19 protein-coding genes are annotated in these 15,214 nt (G+C 53.5%); 15 read left to right on the top strand and 4 right to left on the bottom strand.

The window, feature by feature from the left end; translation table 11 throughout:
* Window positions 1-12 precede the first annotated feature (12 nt).
* From ACT3TY_RS02505 to hisD, 6 genes are all read left to right on the top strand, one after another.
* Window positions 13-669, top strand: coding sequence for an MlaC/ttg2D family ABC transporter substrate-binding protein (locus ACT3TY_RS02505; protein WP_441677038.1), 657 nt, complete (start codon window positions 13-15; stop codon window positions 667-669).
* The gene (locus ACT3TY_RS02510; RefSeq protein ID WP_441677039.1) at window positions 666-998 is read left to right on the top strand and encodes an STAS domain-containing protein; all 333 of its coding nucleotides are present in this window, start codon (window positions 666-668) and stop codon (window positions 996-998) included. Before ACT3TY_RS02505 ends, ACT3TY_RS02510 begins: the two co-directional genes overlap by 4 nt.
* A 96-nt stretch (window positions 999-1,094) precedes the next feature.
* On the top strand, window positions 1,095-1,346 hold the full coding sequence (locus ACT3TY_RS02515) for a BolA family protein (protein ID WP_441677040.1): 252 nt from the start codon (window positions 1,095-1,097) through the stop codon (window positions 1,344-1,346).
* Window positions 1,347-1,356: 10 nt separating this feature from the next.
* Window positions 1,357-2,619 (top strand): UDP-N-acetylglucosamine 1-carboxyvinyltransferase, encoded by a 1,263-nt coding sequence (murA, locus tag ACT3TY_RS02520; RefSeq protein WP_193053802.1) that lies wholly within the window; start codon window positions 1,357-1,359, stop codon window positions 2,617-2,619.
* A gap of 28 nt (window positions 2,620-2,647) precedes the next feature.
* A complete protein-coding gene (gene hisG, locus ACT3TY_RS02525) occupies window positions 2,648-3,301 on the top strand; it encodes an ATP phosphoribosyltransferase (RefSeq protein WP_193053801.1) in 654 nt (217 codons plus the stop codon).
* A 12-nt stretch (window positions 3,302-3,313) separates the two neighbouring features.
* The gene (gene hisD, locus ACT3TY_RS02530; protein WP_444627267.1) at window positions 3,314-4,645 is read left to right on the top strand and encodes a histidinol dehydrogenase; all 1,332 of its coding nucleotides are present in this window, start codon (window positions 3,314-3,316) and stop codon (window positions 4,643-4,645) included.
* Between the two features lie 18 nt (window positions 4,646-4,663).
* Here hisD and ACT3TY_RS02535 read toward each other — a convergent pair whose 3' ends face one another.
* Complete coding sequence (locus ACT3TY_RS02535; RefSeq protein WP_441677043.1) at window positions 4,664-5,908, bottom strand: Do family serine endopeptidase; 1,245 nt, start codon at window positions 5,906-5,908, stop codon at window positions 4,664-4,666.
* 138 nt (window positions 5,909-6,046) lie between these two features.
* Here ACT3TY_RS02535 and ACT3TY_RS02540 point away from each other — a divergent pair, with 138 nt between their 5' ends.
* Window positions 6,047-6,808, top strand: coding sequence for a Nif3-like dinuclear metal center hexameric protein (locus ACT3TY_RS02540; protein WP_172116324.1), 762 nt, complete (start codon window positions 6,047-6,049; stop codon window positions 6,806-6,808).
* A gap of 57 nt (window positions 6,809-6,865) precedes the next feature.
* Here ACT3TY_RS02540 and ACT3TY_RS02545 read toward each other — a convergent pair whose 3' ends face one another.
* Window positions 6,866-7,330: a ZapG family protein gene (locus ACT3TY_RS02545; protein ID WP_172116325.1), complete on the bottom strand. Its 465-nt coding sequence runs from the start codon at window positions 7,328-7,330 to the stop codon at window positions 6,866-6,868.
* 201 nt (window positions 7,331-7,531) lie between these two features.
* Here ACT3TY_RS02545 and zapE point away from each other — a divergent pair, with 201 nt between their 5' ends.
* From zapE to ACT3TY_RS02585, 8 genes are all read left to right on the top strand, one after another.
* On the top strand, window positions 7,532-8,713 hold the full coding sequence (gene zapE / locus ACT3TY_RS02550) for a cell division protein ZapE (RefSeq protein WP_441677044.1): 1,182 nt from the start codon (window positions 7,532-7,534) through the stop codon (window positions 8,711-8,713).
* 185 nt (window positions 8,714-8,898) lie between these two features.
* Window positions 8,899-9,327 (top strand): 50S ribosomal protein L13, encoded by a 429-nt coding sequence (rplM, locus tag ACT3TY_RS02555; protein WP_172116327.1) that lies wholly within the window; start codon window positions 8,899-8,901, stop codon window positions 9,325-9,327.
* A gap of 13 nt (window positions 9,328-9,340) precedes the next feature.
* Window positions 9,341-9,730, top strand: coding sequence for a 30S ribosomal protein S9 (gene rpsI / locus ACT3TY_RS02560; RefSeq protein WP_172116328.1), 390 nt, complete (start codon window positions 9,341-9,343; stop codon window positions 9,728-9,730).
* 235 nt (window positions 9,731-9,965) lie between these two features.
* On the top strand, window positions 9,966-10,565 hold the full coding sequence (gene petA, locus ACT3TY_RS02565) for a ubiquinol-cytochrome c reductase iron-sulfur subunit (protein ID WP_193053797.1): 600 nt from the start codon (window positions 9,966-9,968) through the stop codon (window positions 10,563-10,565).
* Entirely contained in the window at window positions 10,565-11,815 is a 1,251-nt protein-coding gene (locus ACT3TY_RS02570; protein WP_444627268.1) for a cytochrome b, read from the top strand. The genes petA and ACT3TY_RS02570 overlap by 1 nt, the downstream gene beginning before the upstream one ends.
* Window positions 11,815-12,555: a cytochrome c1 gene (locus tag ACT3TY_RS02575; RefSeq protein ID WP_444627269.1), complete on the top strand. Its 741-nt coding sequence runs from the start codon at window positions 11,815-11,817 to the stop codon at window positions 12,553-12,555. Before ACT3TY_RS02570 ends, ACT3TY_RS02575 begins: the two co-directional genes overlap by 1 nt.
* A 148-nt stretch (window positions 12,556-12,703) precedes the next feature.
* Window positions 12,704-13,330: a stringent starvation protein SspA gene (gene sspA, locus ACT3TY_RS02580; protein ID WP_172116332.1), complete on the top strand. Its 627-nt coding sequence runs from the start codon at window positions 12,704-12,706 to the stop codon at window positions 13,328-13,330.
* Window positions 13,331-13,392: 62 nt separating this feature from the next.
* On the top strand, window positions 13,393-13,878 hold the full coding sequence (locus ACT3TY_RS02585) for a ClpXP protease specificity-enhancing factor (RefSeq protein WP_193053794.1): 486 nt from the start codon (window positions 13,393-13,395) through the stop codon (window positions 13,876-13,878).
* Window positions 13,879-13,971: 93 nt separating this feature from the next.
* Here the strand turns inward: ACT3TY_RS02585 and ACT3TY_RS02590 are convergent, their stop codons facing one another.
* Both ACT3TY_RS02590 and ACT3TY_RS02595 read right to left on the bottom strand, forming a co-directional pair.
* Window positions 13,972-14,544, bottom strand: a complete 573-nt coding sequence (locus ACT3TY_RS02590) for a BON domain-containing protein (protein WP_172116334.1) — start codon at window positions 14,542-14,544, stop codon at window positions 13,972-13,974.
* 53 nt (window positions 14,545-14,597) lie between these two features.
* On the bottom strand, window positions 14,598-15,191 hold the full coding sequence (locus tag ACT3TY_RS02595; RefSeq protein WP_444627270.1) for a phosphoheptose isomerase: 594 nt from the start codon (window positions 15,189-15,191) through the stop codon (window positions 14,598-14,600).
* Window positions 15,192-15,214: the final 23 nt, after the last annotated feature.

Genomic DNA, 15,214 nt, shown 5'->3' on the forward strand with positions numbered 1-15,214 from the left:
GAGGTGAATGTAATGCGAAACACGACACTGACGCCGGTGCGCTGGCTTTTTGCGTTCATGATGTTGGTACTGGTCTTACCGCTTCAGGCGCATGCGCAAACCCAGTCGCCTGAAGCGATGGTTCGGGAAAACGTCAATGCTCTGATGGGAGAGATCGAGGGCAAGAGGGAGTATTACGCCAATCATATGGGTGAGCTTGAAGCGTTGGTCGACACCAGCCTTGAAGGCGTGGCGGACTTTCGCTATATCGGTGCCAGCGTCATGGGAAGCTACTTTCGTAACGCGACCCCGGAGCAGCGCAGTCGCTTTGCAAACGTGTTTCGCCAGACCTTGATTGATACGTATGCACGTGGCTTGGTAACGTTCGATTATCGTGAGCTGCGGGTGTTGAGCAATCAGCGTGGTCAGCGTTACGAAGACCAGGCCAGTGTCGATATGGAAGTGGTAGCCAATAACGGTCAAGTGTATCCAGTGAGCTACAGCTTGCGCCTATCCGATAACGAATGGCGCGTAGTGAACGTGATTGTTAACGGTATTAACCTGGGCCTGACGTTCCGCAATCAGTTTGACCAAGCAATGCGTGAAAACAATCGTGACTATGATGCGGTTATTCGTGGCTGGGCACCTGAAATTGGTGTCGACGAGCTGGAGCAGGGGGGCGATGCGTGACACGTTTACTGTCACTGCCCCAGCTAAGCCTCGAGGCCTCGCAAAATACATTGTGCGTTACGGGCGATGTTGGCATGGACGCGGCGGCAGAGCTTGCCGCCGCGGGTAAAAAATGGCTCCAGGCGACAGAGCAACGTGATGTTACGTTTGATTTTAATGGCGTCCATAAAGCCAGTAGTGCGGTTATAAGCGTGCTGTTTGAATGGATGCGTACCTGCCAGTCGCGCAGCATTACCGTCAATGCGGTGACCCTTTCAGCGCCCCTTGAACGCTTAGCGCTTCTTTCAGAAATTGAATCCCTTATTCATCCGCCAACCCTCGCCCGTTAGGGGGAGGCACCCTTGGCATCGCCAAGCGTGTCGCTTTTCTTTATTATGTTGCCTTATTAGTACTATTCACATCGACCTGAAGGAGTTTCCTGTCTCATGCAACCCAATGAGGTAAAAGCACTGCTTGAATCCCGTATCGACGGATGTGACTTTCATATCCAGGGCGAAGGCTGTAATTTTCAGGTGATTGCGGTGGGTGACGCCTTTGAAGGCCTCTCTCCGGTTAAGCGCCAACAGCTGGTTTACGCCGCGTTAAGTGATGAAATTGCCTCGGGCGCTTTACACGCCATCAGTATTAAAACGTTCACTCCGGCGCAGTGGTCCACTACGTCGGAAAACGCTCAATAACGGCGCCTGCATGGATAAGTTAATTATTACCGGCAATGGGTCGGTGGATGGTGAGGTCTGGGTAAGCGGCGCCAAAAACGCGGCTCTGCCTATCTTATGTGCCACCCTTTTGGCCGATGGCCCGGTGGTTGTCGGCAACCTGCCACATCTTCAGGATATTACCACGACGCTTGAGTTGTTGGGCCGTATGGGCGTTGAGCCTGTCATGGGTGAACGGCTCACTATTCAGTTGGATGGCTCTCAAGTCACGCACTGTCACGCTCCTTATGAGTTAGTGAAGAAAATGCGTGCCTCCATTCTGGTGCTAGGCCCCTTGCTTGCCCACTTCGGGGAAGCAGATGTGTCGCTGCCTGGCGGGTGTGCCATCGGTTCTCGGCCTGTTGATCTGCACATCCGTGGCCTGGAGGCCATGGGGGCGGACATTCGGGTTGAAGCCGGGTATATCCGTGCTCGCGTTGATGGTCGCTTGAAAGGCGCGACTATTTTCTTCGATACGGTCACGGTAACTGGCACTGAGAATCTGTTGATGGCCGCCACCCTTGCCGAGGGTAAGACTGTCCTTGAGAATGCGGCGCGTGAACCAGAAATTGTTGATCTGGCCGAATGCTTGATCAAAATGGGCGCCAATATTCGTGGCCACGGCACTGACACCATTGTGATTGAAGGTGTCGAGAAGCTACATGGTTGTCACCACGATGTTATGCCCGACCGTATTGAGACCGGCACCTTCCTGGTGGCTGCCGCCATGACCGGTGGGCGGGTGAAAGTAAAGCGCACCCGTGCGGACATTTTGGAAGCCGTGCTTGCCAAGCTTGAAGAAGCGGGCGCCGAGATTACCAGTGGTGATGACTGGATCGCGCTGGATATGCACGGTAACAGGCCCAAGGCCGTTAATATCCGCACCGCGCCGTACCCGGCGTTCCCTACCGATATGCAGGCCCAGTTTGTGGCCATGAACGCCGTCGCCATTGGCCATTCGCGCGTAGTGGAAACCATCTTCGAAAACCGCTTCATGCACGTGCAAGAGCTTAACCGCATGGGGGCGGACATAGCCCTTGAAGGTAACACCGCATTAATTAACGGTGTTGAAAAGCTTTCAGGCGCGCCTGTGATGGCCACCGATCTGCGTGCTTCCGCGTCGCTGGTGATTGCCGCCATGATGGCGGAAGGCGAAACGCTGGTTGACCGTATCTACCATATTGATCGTGGCTACGAGTGTATCGAAGAGAAATTGCAGCTGCTGGGTGCACGTATTCGCCGTATTCCTGGCTAAGCCATGCTATTAACCATTGGCCATTATAATGAGTAAGCAACTAATTTTAGCCCTTTCCAAAGGGCGTATTTTGGATGAGACGCTGCCGTTACTCGCTGATGCCGGTGTTACACCGGCAGAAGACCTGGGCAAGAGCCGTAAGCTGTTGTTTGATACCAACCTGCCTGATGTAAAACTGGTGGTTATTCGTGCCACCGATGTGCCGACCTATGTACAGCTGGGCGCAGCTGACCTAGGTATCGCGGGGAAAGATGTTTTATTGGAGCATGGTGCTGAAGGTCTTTATGAGCCGCTGGACCTGGATATTGCTCGCTGTAAGCTGATGACCGCCGGGGTGACAGGGGAGCAGCCTGCTCATGCGCGTCGGCGTGTAGCTACCAAGTTTGTGAATATTGCAAGGCGCTACTATGCCGAACAGGGTATTCAAGCCGAAGTCATTAAGCTTTATGGGGCAATGGAATTAGCGCCTTTAATGAATCTGGCCGATGAAATTGTTGATATTGTCGATACGGGCAATACGCTGCGTGCCAATGGCATGGAGCCACGTGAGTTAATTGCTCATATCAGCACACGCCTAGTCGTGAATAAGGCCGCCATGACCATGAAGCATGAACGTATCAAGCCGCTTTTGGCGCGCTTGGAGTGCGCCGTGAAAAAACGCCAAGCACAGCCTTCCACATAACGCGGGGTCTTTATGAGCACTATGTCTTCAGCGGTTGGCTCCACGCCCATGATCGCCCGGCTTTCAACGCTTGATGCCTCGTTCGATGACCGCCTTGATACGCTGTTGGATTGGGAAGGGGTCTCGGATACGGCGGTAAAAGCACGGGTTGATGAGATTCTGGCGGATGTTAAAAAGCGCGGCGATGCAGCGGTTATTGAAGCGACCAATCGTTTTGATCGGCTTTCGGTTGAGCGCATGGACGAACTGCGTTTAAAGCCCGAGCAGCTAAAACATGCATTCGAAAACTTGCCCGCAGCGCAGCGCGATGCGTTAGCCAGCGCCGCCGAGCGTATCCGGCTCTATCATGAGCGGCAAAAGCCAACCTCTTGGCAGTATGAAGAGGCTGATGGCACGGTGCTGGGGCAGCAGGTTACGGCGCTTGATCGCGCGGGTATTTATGTCCCGGGGGGTAAGGCGGCTTATCCTTCTTCAGTGTTGATGAACGCGATTCCTGCCCATGTGGCGGGCGTGCGCGAAATTGTGATGGTCGTTCCTACTCCTGACGGCGTGGTCAATGAGTTGGTATTGGCGGCGGCGCATTTGGCGGGGGTCGATGACGTCTTCACTATTGGTGGCGCTCAGGCTATCGCTGCGATGGCATACGGCACAGAAACCGTGCCAAGGGTGGACAAGATTGTTGGGCCCGGCAATATTTATGTCGCGACGGCTAAGCGGGCAGTATTCGGTCAGGTCGGTATCGACATGATTGCGGGGCCTTCCGAGATTTTAGTGGTCTCCGACGGGCAGACCGACCCGGATTGGCTGGCCATGGACCTGTTTTCACAGGCGGAGCATGACGAAGATGCTCAGGCGATTCTGGTCAGTTGGGATAGTGAACACCTGGATGCGGTGTCCGCCTCTATTGAGCGTTTGTTGCCCACGCTTGATCGCGAATCAATCGTGCGTGAATCGCTGAGTCGGCGGGGGGCGTTGGTGCTTTGTCAGAGCAAGGCTGAGGCGGTTGATATCATTAACCGTATCGCGCCCGAGCATCTTGAGCTTTCTGTCGATGCACCGGACACTTGGCTTGCTGATGTGCGTCATGCCGGTGCGATCTTTATGGGGCGTTACACGGCAGAAGCGCTAGGGGATTACTGCGCAGGCCCGAACCATGTTCTGCCCACATCCGGTACGGCACGCTTCTCATCCCCCCTGGGGGTTTACGACTTCCAGAAGCGCTCCTCCATTATCCACTGCTCGCGTGAGGGTGCATCAGCACTGGGCGAGGTCGCGTCAGTATTGGCTCGCGGAGAGTCGCTGACCGCGCATGCGCGGTCAGCGGAGTATCGGGTTAAGCCGTAATTAGCCTGCGGGCGAGCACTAGGACTCTTTAGGTCGCTCGCCCAATGGTGCGTTGGGAACCAGCGGGCGCTCGCCCACTTCAAGCGAGATATCGATGCGCTCGCCGCCACGAACAATGGTGATAGGCAGCGTTGTGCCGGGGGGGATGGAGGCAATATTGCTCATCGTAGCGCGAGCGTCCAGCACGGTTTGGCCGTTAACCGAGAGCAGGATGTCGCCAGGCTCTAGCCCCGCTTCGTCTGCTGGGCCTCCACTCGCCACGCCTGCAACAATAACCCCCTGAGGTGTACGTAGCCCAAACGAGGCAGCGAGTTCGCGTGACAGCGCTTGCGCTTCAATTCCCAGCCAGCCACGTATGACCCGCCCCTGAGTCACTAGCTCATCCAGAACGCTGTGCGCCAGGTTGGCCGGGATCGCAAAGCCGATGCCTTGCGAGCCGCCGGAGCGTGAGAAAATCGCTGTGTTGATGCCCACCAGGGCGCCGTCGGGGTTGATCAGTGCGCCGCCTGAGTTACCCGGATTAATTGCTGCGTCCGTTTGAATAAAATCTTCATAGGCATTTAAGCCTAAATGATTACGGCCGGTCGCGCTGATGATGCCCATGGTAACGGTTTGCCCTACACCAAATGGATTGCCGATGGCCAGCGCAACATCCCCAACGGCCACATCCGCTGAGTCGGCTATTTCAATGACCGGAAGATCCTCAAGGTCGATATGCAATACGGCGAGGTCGCTTTCGGGATCGGTGCCAATGACCTCGGCGAGTGTCTCGCGCCCATCACGCAGTGCCACCTGAATCTCATCAGCGCCATTTATCACGTGATGGTTGGTTAGTACGTAGCCATCGTGACTGATAATAACCCCTGAGCCGAGGCTGGATAGCATGCGCTGGTGGGTTGTCGCATCGTCACCGCTGAAAAACTGCTGGAAAAAAGGGTCAGACATCAGCGGGTGTTGATCGCGCTCGACAATACGCGATGAGTAGATATTAACGACGGCAGGCGCTGCCTGGCCGACCGCGCTTGAATAGCTGGCAGGCCCTTGGTCACGCGAAAGCGGAGCGGCCTGGCGAGTTTCGGGGGCCGGGCGGCTGCTAACCTCGTCGCTGACATTCACCAGAGGGGAAGTGGGTGCTTGTGATGTCGTAGAGGGCGCGTTGGTAAAGGGATTGGGCAGCGTGTCCGGGAACGCAAACAGTAGCAGGGCAGCTAATAATACCCCGGTCAAAATAGGCCATAAATAAGGCAGCACAAAGCGGTGCATGCAAAAAATCCTCAGCGGGTAGTGGTCTTGTCAAACGTGAGGTTCGCGATCACACGAAGCGGGTTTTACTATGGCATTATGGTAACACTTTCTGATGCTCATCCTCATGATAGTCGACGAATCATTAAAGGAGCCCTTGTGACTCATCGCGATCAAATCGTAGCTGCTTGCGACCATCAGCTGCGTGCTTCAACGTTTAAGGACTTTACGATTAATGGCCTGCAAATCGCTGGGCGGCCGGATATTAAGCGTGTAATGAGTGGGGTCACTGCGTGCCAGGCGTTGCTGGAGGAAGCTGTCGCTTGGCAGGCCGACATGCTGTTGGTTCACCACGGCTACTTCTGGAAAAATGAGCCAGTGGCCATTACGGGCATGAAGCATCAGCGTATAAAAACGCTGATTAACCACGATATCAATTTGCTTGCCTATCATCTTCCGCTTGATGCCCATAGCGAGATGGGGAATAACGCAGAGCTTGCCAGGCGATTGGGCTGGCGGGTAGAGGGTTGTCTGGATGGTGAGTTGGGCGAGGGTTTTTTGTGGTCGGGGCGCTTGGCTCAAGCGCAAAGCGTGACCGCGTTGGCAGAACAAATGGCGAATGTCTTGCAACGTGCGCCTTTGGTGATCGAGGCACCGAACATGGGGGATATTGAGCGGATCGCTTGGTGCACAGGCGGCGCGCAAGACATGATTACAGCTGCTTTTGAAGCAGGTGCACAGGTGTTTGTGTCAGGTGAGATTTCGGAGCGTACTACCCATTTGGCGCGCGAGCTAGGCATTCACTACATTGCCGCGGGTCATCATGCAACCGAACGCTATGGGGTGCAGGCGCTGGGGGAGTGGCTGGCCGATGAATACGATATTGAGCACCGCTTTGTCGATATCGATAACCCCGCCTGACCTTTTGGCGACGGGGTTGAAAATCACCGGTAATGGGCGATGGCGTGAGGTGCTGGCTTAATAGCGGGGCGGTTGGGGCGTATCGGCGTTATCGCCTTTTAAGCCAAAGTTTTCTGCCAGCGTGCCATTTTTACCATCCGCATAGTCACGGGGGGTGGCCAGGCTACCCTCCGAATCAGGCCCTGTGGGGGTGGCGGCTTGATGCTGCGCTGGTTGCTGTCGTTCTTTGATGGCCGCAGGCGTGTTGCTGCCCAAATGCCACTGCTGTGCATCCTCGGTGATTTTCTGCTCAAGCTGGTCGGCCTCGGCGCGAATGCACTTCAAATGCTCAAAGACACCCTCTAAATGTCCTCCCATGCCTTTTTTAAGCTCGGCGATTTGATGTTCTCGTTCCAGCACTGTTTGGCGTAAAGACGCGTTATGACGCTCTCCTTTACTAAACAGCCGATAGCATCCCAAGCCGAGGATGAAGCCAATAATAATGCCAATGATGGCAAAGGTATAAGGCGAGCTTGCTTCCACAGTTTTCTCCCTGATACTTGGAGCGCCCCGTCACGCTTGAGTGGACGGTTTGCGAACGAATCAAGCCTCATTATAGGCGTCGATTGGCAGGTTAGGTCAATCCAACCATGCGCTTAGACGATGTGCAGCGTATAATCCCAGCTTTTTGAAGGCGGCTGGTCGGATTTAGAGGGTCGTCGTAATACGCATTGGAGCGAGTAAATGTCAGCTACTTCTGCAAACCAAAAGGCAGGTCCGTCATCTCGGCCAACGCCCATGGAGCGCTATCGTGCAGATCTACGGCGCGAGGACTTTCAGCATGATGCGGCGCAGGAGTTAGCGGTTGAGCATTTGCAGCGCCTTTATGACGACCTAATGGCGACGCCCACCGCGGTTTCCAAGGCCGTGCTGGCACATGGCGGCTTGAAGGCCAAAATGAAGGGCCTGTTCGGTAAAGCCTCATCGTCAAACGAACCGACGTTGCCCCAAGTGCAAGGCCTCTATTTTTGGGGCGGTGTAGGGCGTGGTAAAACCTATCTGGTTGATAATTTTTTTGAGTCGCTGCCCTTTCCTGAAAAGATGCGCACCCATTTTCATCGTTTCATGCAGCGGGTGCATAACGAGTTAACCCACTATAAGGGTGAGAAGAATCCTCTCACGCTGATTGCTGGTAAATTTGCCTCAGAGGCTCGGGTTATCTGCTTTGATGAGTTCTTCGTCAAGGATATTACGGATGCCATGATTCTGGCCAACCTGCTTGAGGCGCTGTTCGAGCGGGGCGTTGTGCTAGTCGCTACTTCCAACATCGTGCCGGATGACCTGTACAAGGATGGCCTGCAGCGGGCGCGCTTTCTCCCTGCCATCGATCTGGTCAAGCGTCACTGTGAGATAGTCAATGTTGATTCCGGAGTCGACTACCGGCTGCGCGCCTTGGAACGCGCGGAGATATTTCACTCGTCGCTGGATGAGGCGGCCGAGCAGGAGCTTACGCGTAGCTTTCGCGAGATTGCTGGTCACGAGGGTGAGGCGGATGCGCCGTTGGAAATCAATCATCGGGTGCTGAAAGCGCGCAGGCTGCATGAAAATGTGGCGTGGTTTGAATTCCTGGAGCTCTGCGATGGGCCGCGTAGCCAGAATGACTATATTGAAATAGCGCGTAGCTTCAATACGGTGCTTGTGTCGAATGTGAAGCGGATGGAAGCCAAGCATGACGATCAGGCGCGCCGCTTTATCAATATGGTCGATGAGTTTTATGATCGCGGGGTAAAGCTATTAATGTCAGCAGAGGTGCCGGTAGAAGAGCTTTATAGTGACGGTAAGCTAACCTTTGAGTTTCAGCGTACGCTGTCGCGCCTTCAGGAAATGCAGTCGCGTGAATATTTAGCGCTGCCCCATAAGCCGTGATGAGGTTTATGGTCCGGTCGTTAAGAAAAGCCACGATTAGGGCTTAACTTGTCCCGCGCCATACTGTAGAATGCCGCCTCGCTACATGTTGTCAGGCTAAGCTTGGCAACCAAAAAAAATAGGGAAGGTGCTTCGCCGCTTGACGGTGTTAGCCACCCAACACACTTAATCTGGTGATTTCATCCATGAAGACGTTCAGTGCTAAGCCGCAGTCCGTCCAGCGCGACTGGTATGTTGTCGACGCTACGGACAAAACGCTCGGTCGTCTGGCAACCGAGATTGCTCGCCGCCTGCGTGGCAAGCATAAGCCCGAATTTACTCCTCACGTTGATACTGGCGACTACATCGTTGTCATCAACGCTGAGAAAGTCCAAGTGACTGGCAACAAGGCGAAGGCTAAGACCTATTATCGCCACACCGGTTACCCGGGCGGCCTGCGCACCATGACATTCGACAAAATGCTTGATCATGCGCCCGAGCGCATCATTGAGTTTGCCGTTAAGGGCATGTTGCCGAAAGGTCCGTTGGGTCGTGCCATGTATACCAAGTTAAAAGTGTACGCCGGTGCCGAGCATCCGCATGCTGCCCAACAGCCGCTTGAACTGAACATCTGAGGAAATCTTCGCCATGACACAGCAGTATTACGGTACCGGGCGCCGCAAGACTTCCACCGCTCGCGTGTTTATGAAGCCGGGCTCTGGCAAAATCACCGTTAACAACCAGGATCTCGACCTGTATTTCGGTCGCGTTACTGGTCGTATGGTGGTTCGTCAGCCGCTGGAATTGACTGAAACCCTGAGCCAGTTCGACATTTTTGTAACTGTCGCTGGTGGCGGTGGTTCTTCTCAGGCTGGCGCTATCCGTCACGGCATTACTCGTGCCCTGATGAGCTACAACGAAGATCTGCGTCCCACGCTGCGTGCCGCTGGCTACGTAACGCGTGATGCGCGTCAAGTTGAGCGTAAGAAAGTCGGCCTGCGTAAAGCACGTCGTCGTCCGCAGTTCTCCAAGCGTTAATTTTTCAACGCTTATGCGGCAAAACGCCCAGGCCATCGGCCTGGGCGTTTTTTATTGTAAAATCAAAAAGTATAATGCATTAGTATCAAATTATATTAGCATCAAGTTATTTTGGTGGTCCTGGAGCAGTATGACGGCTATCAAGGATATCCATCTATTTATCGTATAGTATTTCGCAGATTCGTTCTTTTATGCATCGGGTGGCCACGCATCACGTTAATGGGAGAAGCCTTGCATGGCAGAGCACGGCATCAATAAAGGTCGACGACGTTTCCTTGTTGGCGCTACCTCCGTTATAGGAGCGGTAGGCATGGTCGGCGTGGCCGTTCCCTTTGTGGCATCGTGGCAACCCAGTGCAAAAGCGCGAGCGGCGGGTGCGCCGGTTCAAGCGGATATATCCAAGCTGCACCCTGGCCAGCGTATGACCGTTGAGTGGCGAGGCAGGCCCGTATGGATCATTCGCCGAACGCCTGAAATGATAGCGCGCACTGAAACCGTGGCGACAGAGCGCTTGGCAGACCCTGATTCAAATCACCCTCAGCAACCTGCCTATGTACAAGGAGCGCTTCGCTCGATTAAGCCAGAAGTGGGGGTGTTGATTGGCCTCTGCACGCATTTTGGCTGTTCGCCGCTGTATCGGCCTGAGCCAGACGCACAGGCCGATAGTGATGATGACTGGTCAGGTGGTTTTTTTTGCCCGTGCCACGGTTCGCGTTTTGATTTGGCGGGACGCGTATATACCGGTATGCCTGCACCGACGAATCTAGAAGTGCCCCCTTATCATTATCTTAACGATACTATTATCGTGGTGGGCGAAGATGAGGAGGCTGTTTGATGGCGGCGCGCGAGAAGTCAGGTGGTTTGCTGGGCTGGCTGGATGCTCGGTTTCCAGTAAGCAGGCTATGGCGCGACCACCTGGCCAACTACTACGTACCTAAAAATCTTAATATCTGGTACATCTTTGGATCGCTTGCGCTACTGGTGTTGGTCAATCAGCTGTTGACCGGCATCTGGTTAACCATGAGCTATCGTCCTTCTCCTGAAGAGGCGTTTGCGTCCATCGAATATATAATGCGCGACGTTGAGTGGGGCTGGTTGATTCGTTATCTCCATACAACGGGTGCGTCCGCTCTGTTTATTGTTGTTTATCTACACATGTTTAGGGGGCTTTTGTACGGTTCTTATAAAGCGCCGCGTGAGCTTGTGTGGGTGTTCGGTATGGCGCTGTATTTGATTCTGATGGCCGAGGCGTTTATGGGATATTTGCTGCCGTGGGGGCAAATGTCCTATTGGGGAGCGCAGGTAATTACCTCATTTTTTTCAGCTATTCCAGGTATCGGCCCCGGGCTTGCCGAGTGGGTGCGCGGCGATTATGTGGTGTCAGGGGCTACCTTGAATCGTTTTTTCGCGCTGCATGTCATTGCACTGCCGCTGGTGATTCTTGGGCTGGTGGTGCTGCATATTGTAGCGCTGCATGAGGTGGGGTCGAATAACCCTGATGGTATTGAAATTAACGGATTGAAAGACGCTGCGGGCAAGCCGGTAGATGGTATTCCCTTTCATCCCTACTATACCGTTAAAGATCTGGTTGGCGTGGCCATCTTTCTCTTCGTTTTTTGTGGCGTTGTGTTTTACTTCCCGGAAGGCGGCGGTTTTTTTATTGAGCAGCCGAACTTTGCGCCGGCTGATCCGCTTAATACGCCCGACCATATTGCGCCTGTTTGGTACTTCACACCTTTCTATGCCATTTTACGGGGAGTGAATTTCTCGCTGCTGGGTCTGGATGCTCGCTTTTTGGGCGTTGTTTTTATGGGTGGCGCTATTGCAGTGCTGTTTGTTTTGCCGTGGCTGGACCGTAGCCCGGTGCGATCCATGCGCTATAAAGGCTGGATGTCGAAGCTGATGCTGGTCGTGTTTGTTGCAAGCTTTGTCGCGTTAGGCGTGTTGGGTGTATTGCCGTCTACCCCTGTTCGGACACGATTGGCGCAACTATTTACCGTGTTGTACTTTGCGTATTTTTTATTGATGCCGTTCTACACCCGGTTGGAAAAAACCAGGCCCGTGCCGAAAAGGGTGACTGGCTAATGAAAAAATACGTAATGGCTCTGTTTTTATGGCTATTGCCGATGACGGCTACGGCGCAAGAAGAAACACGTAACGTGACGTCAATGTTGCCCGACTTGCAGGATAGAGCGTCTCTGCAAAATGGTCTCAAGCTTTATGTTAACTACTGTCTTGGGTGTCATACGCTGAGTTATCAGCGATTTTCGCGCACTGCAGACGACCTGGGTATTCCTGAGGCGTTGATGAAAGATAGTGTTATGTTCTCATCAGACCTTTCGTTTAACGACGCTATGCATAATGCGCTAAGCGATGACGATGCCGCGCAATGGTGGGGCGCTGTACCGCCAGATTTATCCCTAACGACACGTTTGCGCGGGGTCGATTGGGTGTACAGCTTTCTGTTGGGGTTCTACAGAGATCCCGCGCGCCCTACAGGCGTCAATAATACGGTCTATGAGTCGGTGGCAATGCCGAATGTGCTTGAGCCTCTTCAAGGTGTGCAAGAGCTCGACTGTCGTCAGGCTCGACCTTTGGCACTTGGTGGCGGGCGGTGTCAGCAATTAAGCGTGGCAGCGCCTGGAGAGCTATCGCCCGAAGCGTTTGAAAAAGCCGTATACGATATTACCAATTTTTTAGCCTATGTTGGCGAGCCTTCTAGGCTGAAGGCGCAGAGTATTGGTCCTAAGATTTTGTTTTTCATATTTATTTTTGGCGTGTTTGCTTGCTTGCTGAAGCGTGAATATTGGAAAGATATCCGTTAGCGTCGAATGCTAAAAACAGAGTTGGGCCATCGTGTAAATCACATGGCGGTTGCGTTGATGTTAAGCGGTAACCCAAAACAGGCTGCCTTACCATAAGGTGCCTCTGGCGTGTTATTATCCATAATTGTTTTAATGCGAGGATGCTTTCATGGGTGTTGTGGCCAAGCGGTCGTCGATGATTTTTTACTCAGGTAGTGATGATCATTTTAGTCATCGTGTGCGCATTGTTCTGGCTGAGAAGGGGGTGGCCGTTGATGTTGTTGATGTTAACGAAGAGCAGCCGCCCGAAGATTTAGCAGACCTCAACCCGTACAACAGTGTGCCCACGTTGTTGGATCGTGATTTAGTGCTCTATGAGTCAAAAGTCATGATGGAGTATTTGGATGAGCGTTTCCCGCATCCACCGTTACTCCCAGTTTACCCTGTGGCCCGTGCGCAGAGCCGTCTTTGGATGCACCGCATTGAGCGAGAGTGGTGCCCCAAGGTCGACCAGATCCGTAGCGGTGGGAAGAAAGAGGCGGACAAGGCGCGTAAAGAGCTGCGTGAAAGCCTGATTGGTATTTCACCGATCTTTGAAGATATGCCTTTCTTTATGAGCGAAGAGTTCACTCTGGTGGACTGCTGTCTCGCGCCGATCTTGTGGCGTTTGCCAGATCTTAATATTGAGCTGCCTGAAAAGCAGGTTAAGCCACTTTTAAGCTACATGTCGCGAGTGTTTGAGCGGGAAGCGTTCAAAGCATCTTTGAGTGAGCGCGAAAAAGAGATGCGTACTTGAATTTACATGGCCCCATCGTCCGGTAAGGGCTGGGGTCTTACTTGTCAGGAGGAGGGAGTCTTATGAAATCGAGTCGCCCCTATCTCGCCCGAGCGCTCTATGAGTGGTTGCTGGATAATGAACTAACCCCTTACCTGGTCGTTGATGCGACGCAGGCCGGGGTCGAAGTGCCGCGCCAGTTTGTACAGAATGGTCAGATTGTGTTGAACGTGGCGCCAACAGCCGTGCGTGATTTGTTTATGGAGAATCAGGCAATTGGCTTTAACGCACGTTTTGGCGGCCAGCCCATGCAGGTGATGGTGCCCATTCCTGCGCTGATTGCTATTTATGCCCGTGAAAATGGTGTGGGCATGGTATTTGGTCACGAGCCTGAGCTTGCTGAAGAAGGGGATGAAGAGGAGCAGTTTGATGAGGCGCCTGACTCACCTTCCAAGCCTGAATTGACGGTGACTGAGCCTGTTTCTGGCGGCAACCTTGAAGATGCTTCTGAAGCGTCCTCAACGTCTTCGACGTCCAAGAAGAAGCCAACGCTGCGCGTCGTAAAATAGCGCCAGTGCTATCTGGCCAGGCTATAAAAGGTCAGGTCATAAAAAACCTCGCATAGTGACTATGCGAGGTTTTTTTATAGGCCAAAGAGCCGGTTAGTCAATGTATTCGAATACTTTGACAATGCGCTGAATACCGCCAACTGAAGAGGTCGCAGCAACGATTCGATCAGACTCTTCGTGGGAGACCGAACCCATCAAGTAAACATTGGCATTTTCAGTGGTCACTTTGATCTTGGAGGAGTCGATGCGGTCGTTGGTGGCGAGTGTGCTTACAACGTTGGTCGTTATCCATGTGTCGGTTAGGCGCTGGGTGGCGGGCAGATTGCCCGCAATGGTGAGTTCGTTATGCACCTGATTAACGCCACGCAGGTTTTGCACAACATTACCCGCTTTCGTGCGTAGTTCTTCGCTGGGGACCTGGCCTACCAATAATAATGTACCGTTATAGCTGTGCGTACGAATGCGGGCATCGGCCAGTCGAGCATCGGCCTGGTCCAGCGCACGCTTGGATTCGCGCTCAATGGTCGCATCGACCGCTTTAACGTCCTTGCTGAGCTGCCCATAGTTAGAGGGGTTGGAAGCACTGTGCGTGGCGCAGCCGCTGATCAGAGCAGCAGCTACTAGTGTCGCAACTAGTAACGGACGAGAGAAAAAGCGCAGGGCCATGTTGGATGACTCCTTATCTTAATGAAAATGATGAGTGGTAGGGTGCTGCCCCGTTAGTCAGCGCTGCCGAATAACTGTTCATCAATAAGGTCACATAAACAGTGAATGACCAGTAGGTGAATCTCCTGGATTCTTGCTGTTGATGTGGCAGGGACGCGAATCTCGCAATCATCCTGACCCAGCAAGGAAGCCATGTTGCCACCGTCTCGCCCGGTTAATGCTACAACCGTCATTTCACGGTCGTGAGCTGCCTGGATCGCCTGCACGACATTAGCCGAATTACCGCTGGTAGAGATCGCCAGCAATACGTCGCCTGGCTGCCCCAGGGCGCGTATCTGTTTGGAAAATACTTCGTTATAGCTGTAGTCGTTGGCAATGGATGTCAACGTTGATGTATCGGTGGTTAACGCAAGGGCAGGCAAGCTTGGCCGTTCCCGCTCAAACCGATTGAGCAGTTCAGAAGAGAAGTGTTGGCTGTCGCCCGCACTGCCTCCATTGCCGCATGCCAGAATTTTTCCCTCATTAACCAGGCACTGAACCATCATTTGACTGGCGACTTCGATAAAAGGGGGGAGTACTTCGCTCGCATAGGTTTTGGTGTCTATGCTGGCGTTAAAGTGGTCAAGAATGCGCGATTGAAAGTCCATTAGGGCTTCCTGGTTAAAATGGA

Origin of the sequence: Halomonas sp. AOP22-C1-8, assembly GCF_052378905.1 — a bacterium.
Classification (GTDB): Bacteria; Pseudomonadota; Gammaproteobacteria; order Pseudomonadales; family Halomonadaceae; genus Vreelandella; species Vreelandella citrativorans.

Excerpts from the sequence above, each read along its gene's own strand:
- ACT3TY_RS02585 (WP_193053794.1), top strand. The coding sequence starts at position 13,393 with ATGAAATCGAGTCGCCCCTATCTCGCCCGAGCGCTCTATGAGTGGTTG.
- petA (WP_193053797.1), top strand. The coding sequence starts at position 9,966 with ATGGCAGAGCACGGCATCAATAAAGGTCGACGACGTTTCCTTGTTGGC.
- zapE (WP_441677044.1), top strand. The coding sequence starts at position 7,532 with ATGTCAGCTACTTCTGCAAACCAAAAGGCAGGTCCGTCATCTCGGCCA.
- ACT3TY_RS02505 (WP_441677038.1), top strand. The coding sequence starts at position 13 with ATGCGAAACACGACACTGACGCCGGTGCGCTGGCTTTTTGCGTTCATG.
- rplM (WP_172116327.1), top strand. The coding sequence starts at position 8,899 with ATGAAGACGTTCAGTGCTAAGCCGCAGTCCGTCCAGCGCGACTGGTAT.
- ACT3TY_RS02535 (WP_441677043.1), bottom strand. The coding sequence starts at position 5,908 with ATGCACCGCTTTGTGCTGCCTTATTTATGGCCTATTTTGACCGGGGTA.
- ACT3TY_RS02515 (WP_441677040.1), top strand. The coding sequence starts at position 1,095 with ATGCAACCCAATGAGGTAAAAGCACTGCTTGAATCCCGTATCGACGGA.
- ACT3TY_RS02575 (WP_444627269.1), top strand. The coding sequence starts at position 11,815 with ATGAAAAAATACGTAATGGCTCTGTTTTTATGGCTATTGCCGATGACG.
- sspA (WP_172116332.1), top strand. The coding sequence starts at position 12,704 with ATGGGTGTTGTGGCCAAGCGGTCGTCGATGATTTTTTACTCAGGTAGT.
- ACT3TY_RS02590 (WP_172116334.1), bottom strand. The coding sequence starts at position 14,544 with ATGGCCCTGCGCTTTTTCTCTCGTCCGTTACTAGTTGCGACACTAGTA.
- murA (WP_193053802.1), top strand. The coding sequence starts at position 1,357 with ATGGATAAGTTAATTATTACCGGCAATGGGTCGGTGGATGGTGAGGTC.
- ACT3TY_RS02570 (WP_444627268.1), top strand. The coding sequence starts at position 10,565 with ATGGCGGCGCGCGAGAAGTCAGGTGGTTTGCTGGGCTGGCTGGATGCT.
- hisD (WP_444627267.1), top strand. The coding sequence starts at position 3,314 with ATGAGCACTATGTCTTCAGCGGTTGGCTCCACGCCCATGATCGCCCGG.
- rpsI (WP_172116328.1), top strand. The coding sequence starts at position 9,341 with ATGACACAGCAGTATTACGGTACCGGGCGCCGCAAGACTTCCACCGCT.
- hisG (WP_193053801.1), top strand. The coding sequence starts at position 2,648 with ATGAGTAAGCAACTAATTTTAGCCCTTTCCAAAGGGCGTATTTTGGAT.
- ACT3TY_RS02595 (WP_444627270.1), bottom strand. The coding sequence starts at position 15,191 with ATGGACTTTCAATCGCGCATTCTTGACCACTTTAACGCCAGCATAGAC.